Annotated in this window: 17 protein-coding genes; 15 read left to right on the top strand and 2 right to left on the bottom strand. The window is 63.3% G+C overall.

Annotated elements, in window-relative coordinates; genetic code table 11:
- Positions 1-14: 14 nt before the first annotated feature.
- Complete coding sequence (gene rne / locus CHB99_RS16010; RefSeq protein ID WP_084702574.1) at positions 15-3182, bottom strand: ribonuclease E; 3168 nt, start codon at positions 3180-3182, stop codon at positions 15-17.
- Between the two features lie 745 nt (positions 3183-3927).
- Between rne and rluC the strand changes: the two genes are divergently transcribed.
- The 3 genes from rluC to CHB99_RS16030 are packed head-to-tail and all read left to right on the top strand — an operon-like array spanning position 3928 to position 6542.
- A complete protein-coding gene (gene rluC / locus CHB99_RS16020; protein WP_042122304.1) occupies positions 3928-4884 on the top strand; it encodes a 23S rRNA pseudouridine(955/2504/2580) synthase RluC in 957 nt (318 codons plus the stop codon).
- A complete protein-coding gene (locus CHB99_RS16025) occupies positions 4874-5551 on the top strand; it encodes an HAD-IA family hydrolase (protein ID WP_042122302.1) in 678 nt (225 codons plus the stop codon). Before rluC ends, CHB99_RS16025 begins: the two co-directional genes overlap by 11 nt.
- Positions 5552-5558: 7 nt before the next feature.
- Positions 5559-6542: a S49 family peptidase gene (locus CHB99_RS16030; protein WP_042122300.1), complete on the top strand. Its 984-nt coding sequence runs from the start codon at positions 5559-5561 to the stop codon at positions 6540-6542.
- A 58-nt stretch (positions 6543-6600) separates the two neighbouring features.
- On the opposite strand, the gene CHB99_RS16035 is transcribed toward CHB99_RS16030, so the two are convergent.
- Positions 6601-7179: a Maf family protein gene (locus CHB99_RS16035; RefSeq protein WP_042122298.1), complete on the bottom strand. Its 579-nt coding sequence runs from the start codon at positions 7177-7179 to the stop codon at positions 6601-6603.
- 96 nt (positions 7180-7275) lie between these two features.
- Between CHB99_RS16035 and CHB99_RS16040 the strand changes: the two genes are divergently transcribed.
- From CHB99_RS16040 to CHB99_RS16095, 12 genes are all read left to right on the top strand, one after another.
- Entirely contained in the window at positions 7276-7803 is a 528-nt protein-coding gene (locus CHB99_RS16040) for a YceD family protein (RefSeq protein WP_042122296.1), read from the top strand.
- A gap of 13 nt (positions 7804-7816) precedes the next feature.
- On the top strand, positions 7817-7999 hold the full coding sequence (gene rpmF / locus CHB99_RS16045; RefSeq protein ID WP_009406838.1) for a 50S ribosomal protein L32: 183 nt from the start codon (positions 7817-7819) through the stop codon (positions 7997-7999).
- 3 nt (positions 8000-8002) lie between these two features.
- A complete protein-coding gene (gene plsX / locus CHB99_RS16050; RefSeq protein WP_084702571.1) occupies positions 8003-9013 on the top strand; it encodes a phosphate acyltransferase PlsX in 1011 nt (336 codons plus the stop codon).
- Between the two features lie 128 nt (positions 9014-9141).
- Positions 9142-10080: an ACP S-malonyltransferase gene (gene fabD / locus CHB99_RS16055; RefSeq protein WP_042122293.1), complete on the top strand. Its 939-nt coding sequence runs from the start codon at positions 9142-9144 to the stop codon at positions 10078-10080.
- Between the two features lie 14 nt (positions 10081-10094).
- On the top strand, positions 10095-10835 hold the full coding sequence (gene fabG, locus CHB99_RS16060) for a 3-oxoacyl-ACP reductase FabG (protein ID WP_042122291.1): 741 nt from the start codon (positions 10095-10097) through the stop codon (positions 10833-10835).
- Between the two features lie 195 nt (positions 10836-11030).
- Positions 11031-11267, top strand: coding sequence for an acyl carrier protein (acpP, locus tag CHB99_RS16065; protein WP_011532887.1), 237 nt, complete (start codon positions 11031-11033; stop codon positions 11265-11267).
- 104 nt (positions 11268-11371) lie between these two features.
- Entirely contained in the window at positions 11372-12616 is a 1245-nt protein-coding gene (gene fabF / locus CHB99_RS16070; RefSeq protein ID WP_042122288.1) for a beta-ketoacyl-ACP synthase II, read from the top strand.
- Positions 12616-13431, top strand: a complete 816-nt coding sequence (gene pabC, locus CHB99_RS16075; protein WP_042122286.1) for an aminodeoxychorismate lyase — start codon at positions 12616-12618, stop codon at positions 13429-13431. Before fabF ends, pabC begins: the two co-directional genes overlap by 1 nt.
- A 4-nt stretch (positions 13432-13435) precedes the next feature.
- The gene (mltG, locus tag CHB99_RS16080; protein ID WP_042122284.1) at positions 13436-14596 is read left to right on the top strand and encodes an endolytic transglycosylase MltG; all 1161 of its coding nucleotides are present in this window, start codon (positions 13436-13438) and stop codon (positions 14594-14596) included.
- A 19-nt stretch (positions 14597-14615) separates the two neighbouring features.
- Positions 14616-15248 carry a dTMP kinase gene (gene tmk, locus CHB99_RS16085; RefSeq protein ID WP_042122282.1) on the top strand — a complete coding sequence of 211 codons (633 nt, stop codon included), beginning with the start codon at positions 14616-14618 and terminating at the stop codon, positions 15246-15248.
- A complete protein-coding gene (locus CHB99_RS16090; protein ID WP_042122280.1) occupies positions 15241-16227 on the top strand; it encodes a DNA polymerase III subunit delta' in 987 nt (328 codons plus the stop codon). Before tmk ends, CHB99_RS16090 begins: the two co-directional genes overlap by 8 nt.
- Positions 16228-16268: 41 nt before the next feature.
- A complete protein-coding gene (locus tag CHB99_RS16095; protein ID WP_042122276.1) occupies positions 16269-17057 on the top strand; it encodes a TatD family hydrolase in 789 nt (262 codons plus the stop codon).
- Positions 17058-17077 lie beyond the last annotated feature (20 nt).

Below are 17077 nucleotides of genomic sequence, written 5' to 3' on the forward strand. Positions count from 1 at the left end.
TTCAGCCTTTGGAATCAGAAGTGCGGTTTGTGCTCTTCAGTGGTTTCCAGGGCCTTTGGCGCTTCCTCAACTGCTTCAGACGCGGTGTCTTCTGCGGCAGGTGCTTCGCTGACCTGGGCCTCGGCGGCTGCCGCTGCGGCGGCCGCGGCAGCAGCGGCTGCTTCGGCTTCACGCTTGCGGCGGCGAACTTCGCGCGGGTCGTTCGGGGCGCGGCCATTCGACGGAGTCGCCGCTGGCGCTTCAGTGGTCGCAGGCTCCGCCGCGGCTTCTTCGGCTACAGGGGCTGGCGCTTCCACGACGGCCGGGGCTTCCTCTGGCGCAGGCTCGGCTTGTGGCTGAGCTTCCACCACCGGCTCCAGGGCTTCAGGCTGTGCGGCAACTACTGGCTCGGCTGGTGCTTCAACGGCAGGCACGGGCTCTTCGGCAGGTTGCTCGACAGGCGCTGGAGTGACCTCGATCACAGGGGCGACGCTCGGCTCGACAGCTTCAACGACGCTGGCAGGCTGCTCGACGACGGGTGCGATGTCGGCTTGCGGTGCTTCCTCGGCAGGCTTCACGGCCTCGGCGACTTCAGCGATTTCAGCGGCCTGGGAATCCACGGGAGCAGGCTCGACCTGCGCTGCGTTTTCCTCGACGGTAGCAGTGGCGCGTTCGGCCTGGGCGTGAGCCTCGGCTTCGGCGTCGGCGCTGATGGCGCTGGAAGCGACCGCGGCAGTCACAGCCAGGCCGGCAGCCAGTTCGGCGCCGTTTGGCTCCTGACCATCTTCGCTGCCGTCTTCGCTGCCTTCGACCAGGTTGCCGTTGGCGTCGCGTTGACGTTCACGACGGTTGCTGCGACGACGCTGACCACGGGAGCGACGACGTGGACGTTCGCCTTCGGCGCCCTCCTGGTTGTCATCCAGCAGTTCTTCGTTCGGCAGTTGCTCCTCGGCAGCCTCGGCGGCCTGCTCGGCAGGGCGTGGCTGACGCTCTTCACGCGGCGGACGCGGTTGACGCTCTTCGCGTGGCTGGCGTTCTTCACGAGGGGCGCGCTCTTCGCGCGGAGCACGTTCCTCACGCGGTGCGCGTTCTTCACGCGGGGCACGTTCTTCGCGAGGTTGACGCTCTTCACGCGGGGTGCGCTCCGGGCGTTCTTCACGAACGGCCGGTGCGGCGTCCAGCGGCTCGCGCAGTTCGCGGACCGGGCGCTCTTCGCGGGAGCGACGCTCCTCGCGCGGGGCGCGTGGTTGACGCTCTTCACGCGGTGGACGCGGTGCGCGTTCCTCGCGTGGCTGAGCTTCCTCGCGTGGCTGACGCTCTTCCCGTGGCGCGCGCTCGGCACGCTCTTCACGCGGCTTGCGGTCTTCCTCGCGACGGCCATTGCGGTTGCGGCTCTGCTGACGACCGTTGCGACGCTCCTCGTTGCGCTGCGGGCGCTCGGCGGCGGCAGGCTTCTCGGCGGCGGCCGGGGCGGCAGGCTCTTCCTTGTTGCCGGCGAACAGGCTCACCAGCGACTTGACCAGGCCCTTGAACAGGCTTGGCTCAGGCGCGACGTGAACCGGGGCGACGGGGGCCGGTTGCTCGACGGCGGTCGGCACTGGCGCGTTGGCACGGGCCGGGGCGGTCTTCACCGCGGCTTCCTGGCGAACCAGGGTGCGGGTGGCGGCGGCTTGCGGCGCTTCCTCGACTTCGGTGGCGGCGATTTCGTAGCTGGACTGGCCGCTCAGGGCTTCCGGATTGTCGTCGCGCAGACGCTGGACTTCGAAGTGCGGCGTCTCCAGGTGATCGTTCGGCAGGATGACGATGCGTGCGCGGGTGCGCAGTTCGATCTTGGTGATCGAGTTGCGCTTTTCGTTGAGCAGGAACGCAGCGACCGGGATCGGTACCTGGGCACGGACTTCGGCGGTGCGGTCCTTGAGGGCTTCTTCCTCGATCAGGCGCAGGATCGCCAGCGACAGCGACTCGACGTCACGGATGATGCCGGTGCCGCTGCAGCGCGGGCAGACGATGCCGCTGCTTTCGCCCAGGGATGGACGCAGGCGCTGACGAGACATTTCCAGCAGGCCGAAGCGCGAGATGCGGCCAACCTGGACGCGGGCGCGGTCGGCTTCCAGGCACTCGCGGACTTTCTCTTCCACGGCGCGTTGGTTCTTGGCTGGGGTCATGTCGATGAAGTCGATGACGATCAGGCCGCCGATGTCGCGCAGACGCAGTTGACGGGCGATTTCCTCGGCCGCCTCCAGGTTGGTCTGCAGGGCGGTTTCCTCGATGTCGCTACCCTTGGTGGCGCGCGCCGAGTTGATGTCGATGGAAACCAGGGCTTCGGTCGGGTCGATCACGATCGAGCCACCGGACGGCAGGTCGACGACGCGCTGGAAGGCGGTCTCGATCTGGCTTTCGATCTGGAAGCGGTTGAACAGCGGGACGCTGTCTTCGTACAGCTTGACCTTGCTGGCGTACTGGGGCATCACCTGACGGATGAAGGTCAGGGCTTCTTCCTGGGCGTCGATGCTGTCGATCAGCACTTCGCCGATGTCCTGGCGCAGGTAGTCACGGATGGCGCGGATGATGACGTTGCTTTCCTGGTAGATCAGGAAAGGCGCGGCGCGGTCCAGGGAGGCTTCCTTGATCGCGGTCCAGAGTTGCAGCAGGTAGTCGAGGTCCCACTGCATCTCTTCGCTGCTGCGGCCCAGGCCGGCGGTGCGCACGATCAGGCCCATGTCGGCAGGGGCGACCAGGCCGTTGAGGGCCTCGCGCAGTTCGTTGCGCTCTTCGCCTTCGATGCGGCGGGAGATGCCACCGGCACGCGGGTTGTTCGGCATCAGCACCAGGTAACGACCGGCCAGGCTGATGAAGGTGGTCAGGGCGGCGCCCTTGTTGCCACGTTCTTCCTTCTCGACCTGGACGATGACTTCCTGGCCTTCGCTCAGTACTTCCTTGATGTTGACCCGACCTTCGGGGGCCTTCTTGAAGTATTCGCGGGAGATTTCCTTGAGTGGCAGGAAGCCATGGCGTTCGGAGCCGAAGTCGACGAAGGCGGCTTCGAGGCTGGGTTCGATGCGGGTGATCCGGCCTTTGTAGATGTTGGCCTTCTTCTGCTCGCGCGCACCGGATTCGATGTCCAGGTCGTAGAGGCGCTGGCCGTCTACCAGAGCAACACGCAACTCTTCGGGTTGAGTCGCGTTAATCAGCATTCTTTTCATGTAATACCGTCGGTTTCCGGGCTGCCGGAAACGGCGTGCGGCACACACGACTTCTCACGGTCGGTGTCAGGTGCGTCAGGGGTGGCGGGGCCATCCCGTGTCCAGCGGGGTTCGGCTGACTGGTGACCAGTGCTGCCGAAGCCGCGACGACGCGTCCTGCTTGCTGTTGTGTCAAATGCACGTCAGTCAGGAGGAGGAATCAGCCTTCGTCCGTGGACGCCCGGGGGGCATCCTTGATCGAGAACGGGTCCGGTCGCTGGCCTGTGGCCGCGGGCTGGACGCAGTACTACACGGTCCGACGGTTGTGCATCTCCACCCTACACGTATCCCTGATAATCGGGTGCTGCCGCGCGCTGAATCCGCAACGGGTTGCATTTAGCGCCGGCTCGGTTCGGGAGCCCGCGCAGTTTTATGGCTGAGGCAGGTATTTCCGAAGTATTCGCCATGACTGCGTGAAAGCGCTGGCACTGGCAAAGAGTGGCATCGAAAAAAAACGGGGTGGGAGGGTCAAAAGCCGCTCTTGTTGTTTTTTATCGGTCTTCTCTCATCGGCGCTGGTGGCGATTCCAGGCAATTCTGTAAACTGGCGAAAACCCCGTCGGACGGCCTCGCGTCCTCGAGATTTGCGTAGGTCAGGACCGGCTTGAAGCCACTGGTCCGCTGGCCAGCCGCTTTTGGCGGCGTTCGCGACTATAGCAGCAATCATTAAGTGCTTCAAATCCATAAAAAATTGTTATGATTCGCAAATGACGACCAATACCCCTCCGACTTCCAGTGTCCAACTGATCGAAGTCCCGCCGGAACTTGCCGGCCAGCGTATCGACAACTTCCTTGTCAATGTCCTCAAGGGTGTTCCCAAGGCCTTGATTTATCGCATTTTGCGCAAGGGTGAAGTGCGGGTTAACAAAGGCCGTATCAAACCCGAGTACAAGATCCAGGCCGGCGACGTTGTGCGCGTCCCGCCCGTTCGTCTACCTGAACGCGACGAACCGGTTCCGGTGGCCCAGGGGCTGTTGCAGCGCCTGGAAGCGGCGATTGTCTACGAAGACAAGGCGCTCATCGTGCTGAACAAGCCGGCGGGTATCGCGGTGCACGGCGGCAGCGGCCTGAGCTTTGGCGTGATCGAGGCGTTTCGCCAGTTGCGTCCGGACGCGAAGGAGCTGGAGCTGGTGCATCGCCTCGATCGCGACACCTCCGGTCTGCTGATGATCGCCAAGAAGCGCAGCATGCTCCGTCACCTGCACACCGCCCTGCGTGGTGATGGTGTCGACAAGCGCTACATGGCACTGGTTCGTGGGCACTGGGCGACCGCCAAGAAGCAGATCAACGCGCCGCTGCTCAAGAGCAACCTGCGCTCCGGCGAGCGCATGGTCGAGGTCAACGACGAGGGCAAGGAGGCGCTGACGGTGTTCCGCGTGCTGCGTCGCTTCGGTGATTTCGCCACCATGGTCGAGGCTCGCCCGATCACCGGACGTACCCACCAGATTCGTGTGCATGCCCTGCACGCCGGGCATTCCATTGCCGGCGACAGCAAGTACGGTGACGAGGATTTCACTCGCGAGATTCGCGAGTTGGGCGGCAAGCGTCTGTTCCTGCACGCCTATGCCCTGACCGTGCCGCTGCCGGATGGCGGTGAGCTGAAGCTCGAGGCACCGGTCGATGAAATGTGGGCCCAGACCGTGGAGCGCCTGAGTGCAACGTGATTACGATCTGCTGATCTTCGATTGGGACGGCACCCTGGCCGATTCCATCGGTCGCATCGTCGAGGCGATGCACGGTGCGTCCGAGCGTGCCGGTTACCCGCTGTGCAGTGAAGATGCGGTCAAGGGCATCATCGGGCTGGCCCTGCCGGAAGCGATCAGCGTGTTGTATCCGCGGTTGGACGAAGCCGAAGTCATGGCCTTCCGCCAACACTACGCCGATATCTACATGGCCCTGGACGACCAGCCTTCGCCGCTGTTCCCGGGTGTGTTCGAGGCGCTGGACGCCTTCCGTGCCGAGGGCTACCGTCTGGCGGTGGCCACCGGCAAGGCCCGGCGTGGGCTGGATCGTGTGCTGCGCGCCAATGGCTGGGAAAACTTCTTCGATATCACCCGTGCTGCCGACGAAAGCCGCGGCAAGCCGCATCCGCTGATGCTGGAGGAAATTCTCGCGCACTGTCAGGTACCAGCCTCGCGGGCGCTGATGGTGGGTGATTCGGCGTTCGACCTGATCATGGCGAACAACGCCGGGATGCATTCGGTGGCGGTGGGTTATGGTGCGATGTCGCTGGAGGCGTTGAGCGTTCATCGGCCACGGTTGTCTATCGATCACTTTTCACAGTTGCAGGCCTGGCTCGAACGGGCGGCTGCACCGGTATTTCCAGGGTAGGTAAAACATGGTCGATGAGTGGAAGGCGCCCCGCGAAGAGAAGAACGAAGAGCAGAAGAGCTGGCAATTGCTGGAAAAGACCCTGCTGGCCAGTGTCCAGGAGCAGCGTCGGGCGCGGCGCTGGGGGATCTTCTTCAAGCTGCTGACGTTCTTCTATCTGTTCGGCATCCTGTTCCTGTTCTCGCCGTTGGCGAAGATGGAGGCGGGTGCGGTCGGCGGGAGCGGGCACACGGCCCTGGTCGAGGTCCGCGGCGTGATCGCCGACAAGGAAGAGGCCAGTGCCGACAACATCATCGGCAGCATGCGTGCGGCGTTCAAGGATCCCAAGACCAAGGCCGTGGTCCTGCGCATCAACAGTCCTGGCGGCAGTCCGGTCCAGGCGGGTTATGTGTATGACGAGATCCGCCGCCTGCGCGCTGAGTATCCGGAGATCAAGCTGTACGCGGTGATTACCGATCTCGGTGCGTCCGGTGCCTACTACATCGCCAGCGCGGCGGACCGGATCTATGCCGACAAGGCCAGTCTGGTGGGTTCCATCGGCGTCACTGCGGCGGGTTACGGCTTTGTCGGCACCATGGAGAAGCTGGGTGTCGAGCGCCGCAGCTATACGGCGGGTGAGCACAAGTCCTTCCTTGATCCCTTCCAGCCGGAGAAGCCGGAAGAAACCCGCTTCTGGCAGCAGGTGCTGGAAACCACCCACAAGCAGTTCATCGCCAGCGTGAAGCAGGGGCGTGGCGAGCGGCTGAAGGACAAGGAGCATCCCGAGCTGTTCAGCGGGTTGATCTGGTCTGGCGAGCAGGCTGTCGACCTGGGGTTGGTGGATGCCCTGGGTAGCGCCGGTTACGTGGCGCGGGAAGTGGTGGGCGAGAAAGATCTGGTGGACTTCACTATCGAGGAGTCGCCGTTCGATCGCTTCTCCAAGCGCCTTGGTGCCAGTGTCGCCGAGCATCTGGCGATGTGGATGGGCTTCCAGGGGCCGACCCTGCGCTGATAGTCGTTGTCACTGGGAAAGCCGACCTCGTGGGTCGGCTTTTTTGTTGGCGTTGGGCTCAGGGAACGCTGATGCCTTCCTTTATTAGCATGTCCACCAGGCGGATCAGTGGCAGGCCGATCAGGCTGGTGGCGTCGCAGCCATGGGTGCTCTGGAACAGGCTGACGCCGAGGCCTTCGCATTTGAAGCTGCCGGCGCAGTCGTAGGGTTGTTCGAGGTGCAGGTAGCGCTCGATGCGTGGCAGGTCGAGATCGCGCATGTGCACGCTGAATGGCACGCAATCCACCTGGCATTCACCCGTCGCGCTGTTGAGCAGGGCGACGCCGGTGAGGAAGGTGACGTGATTGCCGCTGGCGGCCAGCAGTTGCTCGCAGGCCTTGGCGAAGGTGTGCGGCTTGCCGAGTATCTGCTCGCCGAGCACTGCGACCTGGTCGGAGCCAATGATCAGGTGGGCGGGATAGCGATCCGCCAGGGCGAGGGCTTTTCCCCGGGCCAGGCGCTTGACCAGGTCGATCGCGGGCTCGTCGACCAGGCGCCGTTCGTCGATATCCGGCGAAGCCCAATCGAATGGCAGGTGCAGGCGCGTCAGCAGTTCGCGCCGGTAGGGGGAGCTGGAAGCCAGGATCAGCGGTAGCATGAGGTACTCCAGTGCAGGTTCGTCGATTCTAACATGCTGGATCTCGGCGGAATTTCCTTTGACAGAGGCGGGGGGCATCCCTAGAATGCTGCGCCTATGTTGAATGACCCGATTCCACCTCACGTTGACCCGCGCAAATTGGCCGATCGTGGCGTTTCCATCGAAGGAAGCGTACCGCTCGCCGATTTGGAGAGACTCTGCGACCCGCTTTCCGACAATGTCGGTACGGTGCAGGCCAAATTCGATTTTGAACGAGACGAGCAAGGTACGGTGGTTTTCCACACCGATCTGAATGTCGACGTCAAGATGGTTTGCCAGCGTTGTCTTGAGCTGGTCACCCTGCCGATCCATAGCGAATGTACTTACGCCGTGGTGAAGGAGGGTGCGAATACCCAGTCGTTACCGAAAGGTTATGACGTGCTGGAACTGGGCGAGGATCCTTTGGATCTGCAGGCATTGGTCGAGGAGGAGCTGTTGCTCGCCTTGCCCATCGTGCCTGCTCATCATCCGGAAGAATGCCAGCAGCCGGCGGGCGCCGATGAGCCCGAACCGAGCGAGGACGAGGTAAAGCGGTCCAACCCGTTCAGTGTATTGGCGCAGTTAAAGCGTGACCCAAACGTTTAGGAGTTAATCAATTATGGCTGTTCAGCAGAACAAAAAATCCCGCTCTGCCCGTGACATGCGCCGTTCGCACGATGCCCTCGAAGCCAACGCCCTGTCCGTAGAGAAAACCACCGGTGAAGTTCACCTGCGTCACCACGTTTCGCCAGAAGGCGTATACCGTGGCCGTAAAGTGATCGACAAGGGCGCCGACGAGTAATCCTTGTCCGCTCAGATCATTGCGATCGACGCAATGGGCGGGGACTTCGGTCCCCGCAGCATTGTCCAGGCAAGCCTTGCTTGTCTCTCGGCTACTCCCTCGCTTCACCTGACCCTCGTCGGTCAATCCTCCCTCCTTGAAGATCTGATCGCTGGCCAGTCGGCTGCGGATCGCGCACGCCTGCAGATCGTTGCGGCGAGCGAAGTGATCGGCATGGACGAGAGGCCGTCCCAGGCGTTGCGTGGCAAGCCCGATTCGTCGATGCGCGTGGCGCTCGAATTATTGCGTGATGGCAAGGTTCAGGCCTGTGTCAGTGCCGGCAACACCGGCGCGCTGATGGCGTTGTCTCGTTACGTGCTCAAGACCCTGCCTGGCATCGATCGTCCGGCGATGGTGGCGGCGATCCCGACCCAGCGCGGTTACTGCCAGTTGCTCGATCTCGGCGCCAATGTCGATTGCAGTGCCGAGCATCTGTACCAGTTCGCCGTGATGGGCTCGGTGGCGGCCCAGGCCCTGGGGATTTCCCGGCCGCGGGTGGCATTGCTCAACGTCGGTACCGAAGACATCAAGGGCAACCAGCAGGTCAAGCTGGCGGCCAGTCTGTTGCAGCAGGCCCGCGGCCTCAACTATATCGGCTTTGTCGAGGGCGACGGCCTGTACCGCGGCGAAGCGGACGTGGTGGTGTGCGACGGTTTTGTTGGCAACATCCTGCTCAAGTCCAGTGAAGGCCTGGCCACCATGATCGGTGCCCGCATCGAGGCGCTGTTCCGTAGCAGTGTCGCTTCGCGCCTGGTCGGCGCGATGGCCATGCCGCTGCTGCGGCGCCTGCAGGCCGATCTGGCGCCGGCGCGACACAATGGCGCGAGTTTCCTCGGCCTGCAGGGTATCGTCATAAAGAGCCACGGTTCCGCCGGGGTGCAGGGCTTCCAGAGTGCGATTCAGCGTGCGCTCATCGAAATCCAGGAAAACCTCCCCGAGCGTTTGCACGGCCGGCTGGAGGATCTGTTGCTTTAGGCATATTCGCCAGGAAATGGTTAAATGTGACCGCTTGGTTTTCGTGACCATCCAAACTTTCGGTTTTCTTGTGTCCAGCTGCGGCTGGACACTCATTTTCGACGACAAGATCACTAGGGGCTTGTTCAATGTCTGCATCCCTCGCATTCGTCTTTCCTGGTCAAGGTTCGCAGTCTCTCGGCATGCTCGCCGAGCTGGGCACCCAGCATCAGCTGGTCATCGACACCTTCAGCGAGGCCTCCGAGGCTCTGGGCTACGACCTCTGGGCGCTGATCCAGAACGGTCCGGAAGAGCAACTCAACCAGACCGACAAAACCCAGCCTGCCATCCTCACCGCCTCGATCGCCCTGTGGCGCCTGTGGCTGGCCGAAGGTGGCGCGCGTCCGGCATTCGTTTCCGGGCATAGCCTGGGCGAGTACAGCGCGCTGGTCGCTGCCGGCAGCCTGAGCCTGGCTGACGCGGTCAAGCTGGTCGAGCGTCGTGGCCAACTGATGCAGGAAGCCGTGCCGGCCGGTCAGGGCGCCATGGCGGCCATCCTTGGCCTGGACGATGCCGATGTCGTCGCCATTTGTGCCGAAGCGGCACAGGGCGATGTGGTCAGCGCGGTCAACTTCAACTCTCCGGGCCAGGTGGTCATTGCCGGCGCCAAGGCCGCGGTCGAACGCGCCATCGAAGGTTGCAAGGCCCGTGGTGCCAAGCGTGCCCTGCCGTTGCCAGTCAGTGTTCCATCGCACTGCGAACTGATGCGTCCGGCCGCCGAGCGTTTTGCTGATTCGGTCAATGCCATCGAGTGGAAGGCTCCGGAAATCCCGGTGGTACAGAATGTCAGCGCAGCGGTGCCCGCCGATCTGGATACCCTCAAGCGCGACCTGCTGGAGCAGCTGTACAAGCCGGTTCGCTGGGTCGAGTGCGTGCAGGCCCTGGCTGCCCAGGGCGCGGTGCAACTGGTCGAGTGCGGTCCGGGCAAGGTCCTGGCCGGTCTGAACAAGCGTTGTGCCGATGGCGTGACCACCTACAATCTCAACACCCCGGATGCCGTCGCCGCCGCGCGCGCGGCGTTGGCTTAATTAGGAGAGCTTGCATGAGTCTGCAAGGTAAAGTTGCACTGGTCACCGGCGCCAGCCGTGGCATCGGTCAGGCCATTGCCCTGGAGCTGGGTCGTCTGGGCGCGACCGTGATCGGTACCGCCACATCCGCTTCGGGCGCCGAGCGTATCGCCGCGACCCTGAAGGAGCATGGTATCGCCGGTACCGGCCTGGAACTGAACGTGACCAGCGACGAGTCGGTGACCGCGGTGCTGGCTGCCATTCAGGAGCAATTCGGTGCGCCGGCGATCCTGGTCAACAACGCCGGCATCACGCGTGACACCCTGATGATGCGCATGAAGGATGATGAGTGGTTCGATGTCATCGACACCAACCTCAACAGCCTCTACCGTCTGTCCAAGGGTGTGCTGCGCGGCATGACCAAGGCACGCTGGGGCCGTATCATCAGCATCGGCTCGGTGGTCGGTGCCATGGGTAACGCGGGTCAGGTCAACTACGCCGCCGCCAAGGCCGGTCTGGAAGGTTTCAGTCGCGCACTGGCCCGTGAAGTGGGCTCCCGTGCCATTACGGTGAACGCGGTCGCTCCAGGTTTTATCGACACCGATATGACCCGCGAGCTGCCTGAAGCGCATCGTGAATCGCTGCAGACGCAAATTCCGCTGGGCCGTCTGGGTCAGGCCGATGAGATCGCGAAAGTGGTCGCATTCCTGGCATCCGACGGTGCGGCATACGTAACCGGCGCCACCATTCCGGTCAACGGCGGGATGTACATGTAGTCAAATGTGACGGATTGTTTTAAAAAAATGTCATACGTGCTGACTAAAATCCGTTATAAAGCTGCAATCTAATTCCAGGGGAGTCGGCGGGTGCTGTGGGGAAGGATGCGTTGAGCTTGAAATGCAGACGCCTTTCTATAAACTTACACACCGGCCAGCTGCCTGACATATGTCCATTAGGAGTGAAAACAAGGTATGAGCACCATCGAAGAACGCGTCAAGAAAATCGTTGCCGAGCAACTGGGCGTCAAGGAAGAAGAAGTGAAGAACGAGTCTTCGTTCGTTGACGATCTGGGTGCCGATTCCCTTGACACCGTTGAGCTGGTGATGGCTCTGGAAGAGGAATTCGAAACCGAGATTCCTGACGAAGAAGCCGAGAAGATCACTACTGTTCAAGCTGCTATCGACTACGTCAACGCCCACCAGGGCTAAGACTTCATAGTCGTCGCTTCTTGTCAGGGAAAAACCGCACTGCCTTTGCCGGCGTGCGGTTTTTCTTTGCAAGAGATGTAGACATATAGAATAAGGAGAGCGCTGTGTCGCGTAGACGCGTCGTGGTCACCGGTATGGGTATGCTGTCGCCACTGGGTACCGATGTGCCGAGTAGTTGGCAGGGCATTCTGGCTGGCCGCAGTGGCATCGGTCTGATCGAGCATACGGACCTTTCTGCCTACTCCACCCGTTTTGGCGGCTCGGTCAAGGGCTTCGAGGTCGAGCAGTATCTGTCGGTCAAGGAAGCTCGCAAGCTCGATTTGTTCATCCAGTACGGCCTGGCGGCCGGTTTTCAGGCGGTGCGCAATGCCGGCCTGGAAGTCACCGATGCCAACCGCGAGCGTATCGGCGTTGCCATGGGCTCGGGTATTGGCGGCCTGACCAATATCGAAGAAACCAGCCGTACCCTTCACGAGCAGGGGCCGCGGCGTATTTCGCCGTTCTTCGTGCCAGGTTCGATCATCAACATGATTTCCGGTTTCCTGTCCATCCACCTGGGCGTACAGGGACCGAACTATGCCATCGCCACCGCCTGTACCACCGGTACCCACTGTATCGGTATGGCGGCGCGCAACATTGCTTTCGGCGAAGCCGACGTGATGATCGCCGGCGGTGCGGAAATGGCCGCCTGTGGTCTGGGCATGGGTGGTTTCGGCGCATCCCGCGCGCTGTCGACCCGCAATGACGACCCGACCCGTGCCAGTCGTCCATGGGACAAGGGGCGTGATGGCTTCGTGCTGTCCGACGGCTCCGGTGCCCTGGTCCTGGAAGAGTTGGAGCACGCCAAGGCTCGTGGCGCGACCATCTATGCCGAACTGGTCGGTTTCGGCATGAGTGGAGATGCCTATCACATGACCTCGCCTCCCGAGGATGGTGCCGGCGCAGCGCGCTGCATGGCCAATGCCTTGCGTGACGCGAAGATCGACCCGAGTCAGGTGAGCTACATCAACGCTCATGGCACCTCGACCCCGGCGGGTGACCTGGCGGAAGTTGCCGCGGTCAAGTCGGTGTTCGGCGAGCATGCCTACAAGCTGGCGGTCAGTTCGACCAAGTCCATGACCGGTCACCTGCTGGGTGCGGCAGGCGCGGTGGAGGCGATCTTCAGCGTCCTGGCGATCAACAGTCAGGTGGCGCCACCCACCATCAACCTCGACGAACCCGATGTTGGCTGTGATCTGGACTTCGTCGCTCATGAGGCGCGCAACATGCCGATCGATGTCGTACTGTCGAACTCGTTCGGCTTCGGCGGCACCAACGGTTCGCTGGTGTTCCGTCGGTTCGTCGGCTGATGCAGGCCTGGGTCGACGGGCAGGGCGCCGACTCCCTGGCGCTGCAGAACCGCGGCCTGGCTTATGGCGATGGTCTGTTCGAGACCATTGCCGTCAAGGCGGGGCGCCTGTCCCTGCCTGACTATCACCTCGATCGTCTGGCGCTGGGTTGCAAGCGCCTGGCGATCGAGGCCGATCTCCTGTTGATTGAAGATGAGCTGAACCGCTATGCCGCGTTGCTGGGGGATGGCGTGCTCAAGCTGATTCTCACCCGTGGCGACAGCCAGCGCGGTTACGCCGCGGCGGCCGGTGTCGCGCCGCGCAGGATCCTCCAGGGCAATCCCGCTCCCGCTTATCCCGCCGAAAATGCCGAGCAGGGTGTGCGCCTGTTTCCTTGCCGGACTCGACTGGCCGAGCAACCGTTGCTGGCTGGGCTCAAGCACCTCAATCGCCTCGAGCAGGTGCTGGCCCGCGCCGAGTGGCAGGGCGCCGAGTACGCCGAAGGATTGATGCTGGATATGTCCGGCCGGGTGATCGAAGGGGTTTACAGCAACCTGTTCCTGGTCCGTGACCGGCAGTTGTTCACCGCCGACCTGAGTCGTTGCGGTGTGGCCGGGGTCATGCGTGCCGCGCTGCTGGACGCCGCGGCGGATGAAGGTATCCCGACCCGCGTTGGCGACCTGTCCCTGAGCGATCTCGAGCAGGCCGATGAATTGTTTCTCTGCAACAGTGTCTACGGTGTCTGGCCGGTGCGTTCATTTGCATCGCTGAACTGGTCGCCGGGGCCTCTCACCCGTAAACTGCAGGCCATTGCCCGTACGCTACTGGATGCCTGATTTCGTGAGACGTAAATTGCTGTTATTGCTGGAGATCGGTCTGATCCTGGCCGGCCTGGTGCTTGGCTATTCCGCCTGGAAAGTCAGCTCGTCGGTGGAGCAGTCGCTGCATCTTTCTGGCGAGGAACTGCTGGACGTCCCCACTGGCACCAACCCCAATCGCATGTTCTACCGGATGGAGAGCGATGGCCTGATCGAGGATGCGTTCTGGTTGCGCATCTACTGGCGTTTCAACATGGCTGGAGTGCCGCTGCACACCGGCGAATATCGCATGACCCCCGGCATGACCGTGCGCGACCTGTTCGAAGACTGGCGCCGTGGCGATGTGGTGCAGTACAACCTGACCCTGGTCGAGGGCTGGACCTTCCGCCAGGTCCGTGGGGCCCTGGCCAAACATGAAAAGATCAAGCAGACCCTGACCGGCCTCAGTGACGCCGAGGTCATGGACAAGCTGGGTCACCCCGCGGTCTTCCCCGAGGGGCGTTTCTTCCCCGACACCTACAAGTTCGTCCGCGGCATGACCGATGTCGAGTTGCTGCAGCAGGCTTACGCGCGCCTGGAGGAAGTGCTGGCGAAGGAGTGGGCCGATCGCCCCGCCGAGCTGCCGTACCGGGATCCCTACCAGGCGCTGATCATGGCCTCGCTGGTGGAGAAGGAAACCGGCGTGCCGCAGGAGCGCGGGCAGATTGCCGGCGTGTTCGTTCGCCGCATGCAGATCGGCATGCTGCTGCAGACCGATCCCACGGTCATCTATGGCATGGGCGAGCGCTACAACGGAAAGATCACTCGCGCCGACCTGCGCGAGTCCACCCCTTACAACACCTACGTGATTTCCGGTCTGCCGCCGACGCCGATCGCCATGGTCGGGCGCGAGGCGATTCACGCGGCGCTCAACCCGACACCGGGCAGCAGCCTGTATTTCGTCGCCCGTGGCGATGGCAGCCATGTCTTCTCCGACGATCTCGATGCGCACAACTCCGCGGTTCGCGAGTATCAGTTGAAGCGGCGCGCGGATTATCGTTCCAGCCCGGCACCCATGCCCAACGGCAGCGGCCAGTCGCTGCCGAGCGCTCCCGCGGATCAGGAGACGCCAGTCGAACCCCCTGTCGTCGCCCCCGCAGAGGTACCTGAAGCGCCGGGCGGCGGTGAGTCCACCACGCAATGACTTTTTTCGAGGATGCCGAGTGAGCGGTTTGTTTATCACCCTGGAAGGTCCGGAAGGCGCGGGCAAGAGTACCAACCGTGACTACCTGGCCGGGCACCTGCGCGATCGCGGCCTGGATGTGCTGCTCACCCGCGAGCCTGGCGGTACGCCGCTGGCCGAACGCATTCGCGAGCTGCTGCTGGCACCCAGCGACGAGAAGATGGATGCCGACACCGAACTGCTGCTGGTCTTCGCCGCCCGTGCCCAGCACCTGGCCGAGGTCATCCGTCCGGCCCTGGCCCGTGGCGCAGTGGTGCTGTGCGACCGTTTCACCGATGCCACCTATGCCTACCAGGGTGGTGGCCGTGGTCTCGGCGTCGAGCGCATCGCTACCCTGGAGCGCTTCGTCCAGGGCGGGCTGCAGCCGGACTTGACCCTGTTGTTCGACCTGCCGGTGGAAGTCGGGTTGTCCCGCGCCGCCGCCCGCGGTCGCCTGGACCGTTTCGAGCAGGAAGGCCAGGCCTTCTTCGAGGCGGTGCGTCAGGCCTATCTCGACCGGGCCAAGGCCGATCCGCAGCGCTATCGCCTGATTGACGCGGCGCAGCCGCTGGTCGCGGTGCAGCAGTCGCTGGACGGGCTGGTCGCGCAGATCGTGGAGCGCGTTCGTGGCTGAGGCCTATCCCTGGCAGGCGACGCTCTGGCAGCAACTGGTCGGACGCGCCCGTCATGCGCACGCCTACCTGCTGCACGGGCCGCAAGGTATCGGCAAGCGTGCCCTGGCCGAGCGTCTCATGGCCTTGCTCCTGTGCCAGCGTCCCGCCGCCCTGCAGGCCTGCGGGCAGTGCAAATCGTGCATGCTCCTGGCGGCCGGCAGTCATCCTGACAACTACATGCTGGAGCCGGAAGAAGCCGACAAGCCGATCAAGGTCGACCAGGTCCGCGACCTGGTCGGCTTCGTCACCCAGACCGCCCAGCTCGGCGGGCGCAAGGTGGTACTGATCGAGCCGGTGGAGGCGATGAACGTCAATGCCGCCAACGCCTTGCTCAAAAGCCTTGAAGAGCCCTCCGGCGATACCGTGCTGCTGTTGGTCAGCCATCAGCCGAGCCGCTTGCTGCCGACCATCAAGAGTCGCTGCCAGCAGATTGCCTGCCCGCAGCCCCAGGAGGCACAGAGCCTGACCTGGCTCGCTTCGGCATTGCCGGATTGCGAGGAGCGGGAACGCAGCGAACTGCTGAGCCTGGCCGCCGGTTCGCCATTGCTGGCGCTGAGCTTGCAGCAGCAGGGCATCCGCGAGCAGCGTGCGCAGGTGGTCGATGGCGTGAAGAAACTGCTCAAGCAGCAGCAATCACCCACCCAGCTCGCCGAATCCTGGAATGCCATCTCCCTGCTGCACCTGTTCGACTGGTTCTGCGACTGGTCCAACCTGATCCTGCGTTATCAGTTGACCCAGGACGAAGAGGGCCTCGGTCTGGCCGACATGCGCAAGGTGGTGCAGTACCTGGCGCAGAAAAGCCCGCAGGGCAAGGTGCTGGAAATCCAGGACTGGATTCTCGCCCAGCGCCAGAAGGTGCTTGGCAAGGCCAACCTCAACCGCGTGCTGCTGCTCGAAGCCCTGCTGGCTTCCTGGGCCATGTTGCCGGGCCAGCGCTGAGTCGCCGGCATTTCAATTTTCTTTGCAGATCGTATTTCGCCATGCTCGTAGATTCCCATTGCCACCTCGACCGTCTTGATCTTGCCGCCCACGACGGCTCCCTCGATGCCGCCCTGGGTGCTGCGCGCGCCAGAGGGGTCGGGCACTTCCTGTGCATCGGCGTCAGCGCCGACAACGCCGCGCAGGTCAAGGCGCTGGCCGAGCGATATGCGGACGTCGACTGCTCGGTGGGCGTTCACCCGCTGGACCTGGCCCCCGGCGCCGAGCCGGCGCTGGACTGGCTGCTGCAGGAACTGAATCACCCCCATGTGGTGGCTATCGGTGAAACCGGCCTGGATTATCACTACGAGCCGGAGGCGGCCGAGCTGCAGCAGGCGTCGTTCCGCCTGCATCTGGATGCCGCGCGGATCACCGGCAAGCCGGTGGTGATCCATACGCGCGCGGCGCGGGCCGATACGCTGGCGTTGCTGCGCGAGGCGGCGTTGCCCCAGGCGGGCGTGTTGCACTGTTTCACCGAGGACTGGGAGATGGCCAGGGCGGCCCTCGACCTCGGCTACTACATTTCCCTGTCGGGCATCGTCACGTTCCGCAATGCCGATGCCCTTCGTGATGTGGCGCGGCAGGTGCCGGCCGACCGCCTGCTGGTGGAAACCGACTCGCCGTACCTGGCGCCGATTCCCCATCGCGGCAAGCCGAACCTGCCGGAGTACGTACGTGACGTGGCCGAATTCATCGCTCTGGTACGCGGTGAGCGCTACGAGCAGTTGGCGGAGCAGACCACCGCGAACTTCCGCCGCCTGTTCCCGCTGGCCCGGGTGGGGCACGCCTGAGCCCGCCAGGCGGGCAAAAA

It is taken from the genome of Pseudomonas japonica, from assembly GCF_900188455.1.
Lineage (GTDB): Bacteria > Pseudomonadota > Gammaproteobacteria > Pseudomonadales > Pseudomonadaceae > Aquipseudomonas > Aquipseudomonas japonica.

Excerpts from the sequence above, each read along its gene's own strand:
- CHB99_RS16035 (WP_042122298.1), bottom strand. The coding sequence starts at position 7,179 with ATGCTACCGCTGATCCTGGCTTCCAGCTCCCCCTACCGGCGCGAACTG.
- acpP (WP_011532887.1), top strand. The coding sequence starts at position 11,031 with ATGAGCACCATCGAAGAACGCGTCAAGAAAATCGTTGCCGAGCAACTG.
- fabG (WP_042122291.1), top strand. The coding sequence starts at position 10,095 with ATGAGTCTGCAAGGTAAAGTTGCACTGGTCACCGGCGCCAGCCGTGGC.
- CHB99_RS16040 (WP_042122296.1), top strand. The coding sequence starts at position 7,276 with ATGTTGAATGACCCGATTCCACCTCACGTTGACCCGCGCAAATTGGCC.
- fabD (WP_042122293.1), top strand. The coding sequence starts at position 9,142 with ATGTCTGCATCCCTCGCATTCGTCTTTCCTGGTCAAGGTTCGCAGTCT.
- CHB99_RS16095 (WP_042122276.1), top strand. The coding sequence starts at position 16,269 with ATGCTCGTAGATTCCCATTGCCACCTCGACCGTCTTGATCTTGCCGCC.
- CHB99_RS16030 (WP_042122300.1), top strand. The coding sequence starts at position 5,559 with ATGGTCGATGAGTGGAAGGCGCCCCGCGAAGAGAAGAACGAAGAGCAG.
- pabC (WP_042122286.1), top strand. The coding sequence starts at position 12,616 with ATGCAGGCCTGGGTCGACGGGCAGGGCGCCGACTCCCTGGCGCTGCAG.
- rpmF (WP_009406838.1), top strand. The coding sequence starts at position 7,817 with ATGGCTGTTCAGCAGAACAAAAAATCCCGCTCTGCCCGTGACATGCGC.
- rne (WP_084702574.1), bottom strand. The coding sequence starts at position 3,182 with ATGAAAAGAATGCTGATTAACGCGACTCAACCCGAAGAGTTGCGTGTT.
- rluC (WP_042122304.1), top strand. The coding sequence starts at position 3,928 with ATGACGACCAATACCCCTCCGACTTCCAGTGTCCAACTGATCGAAGTC.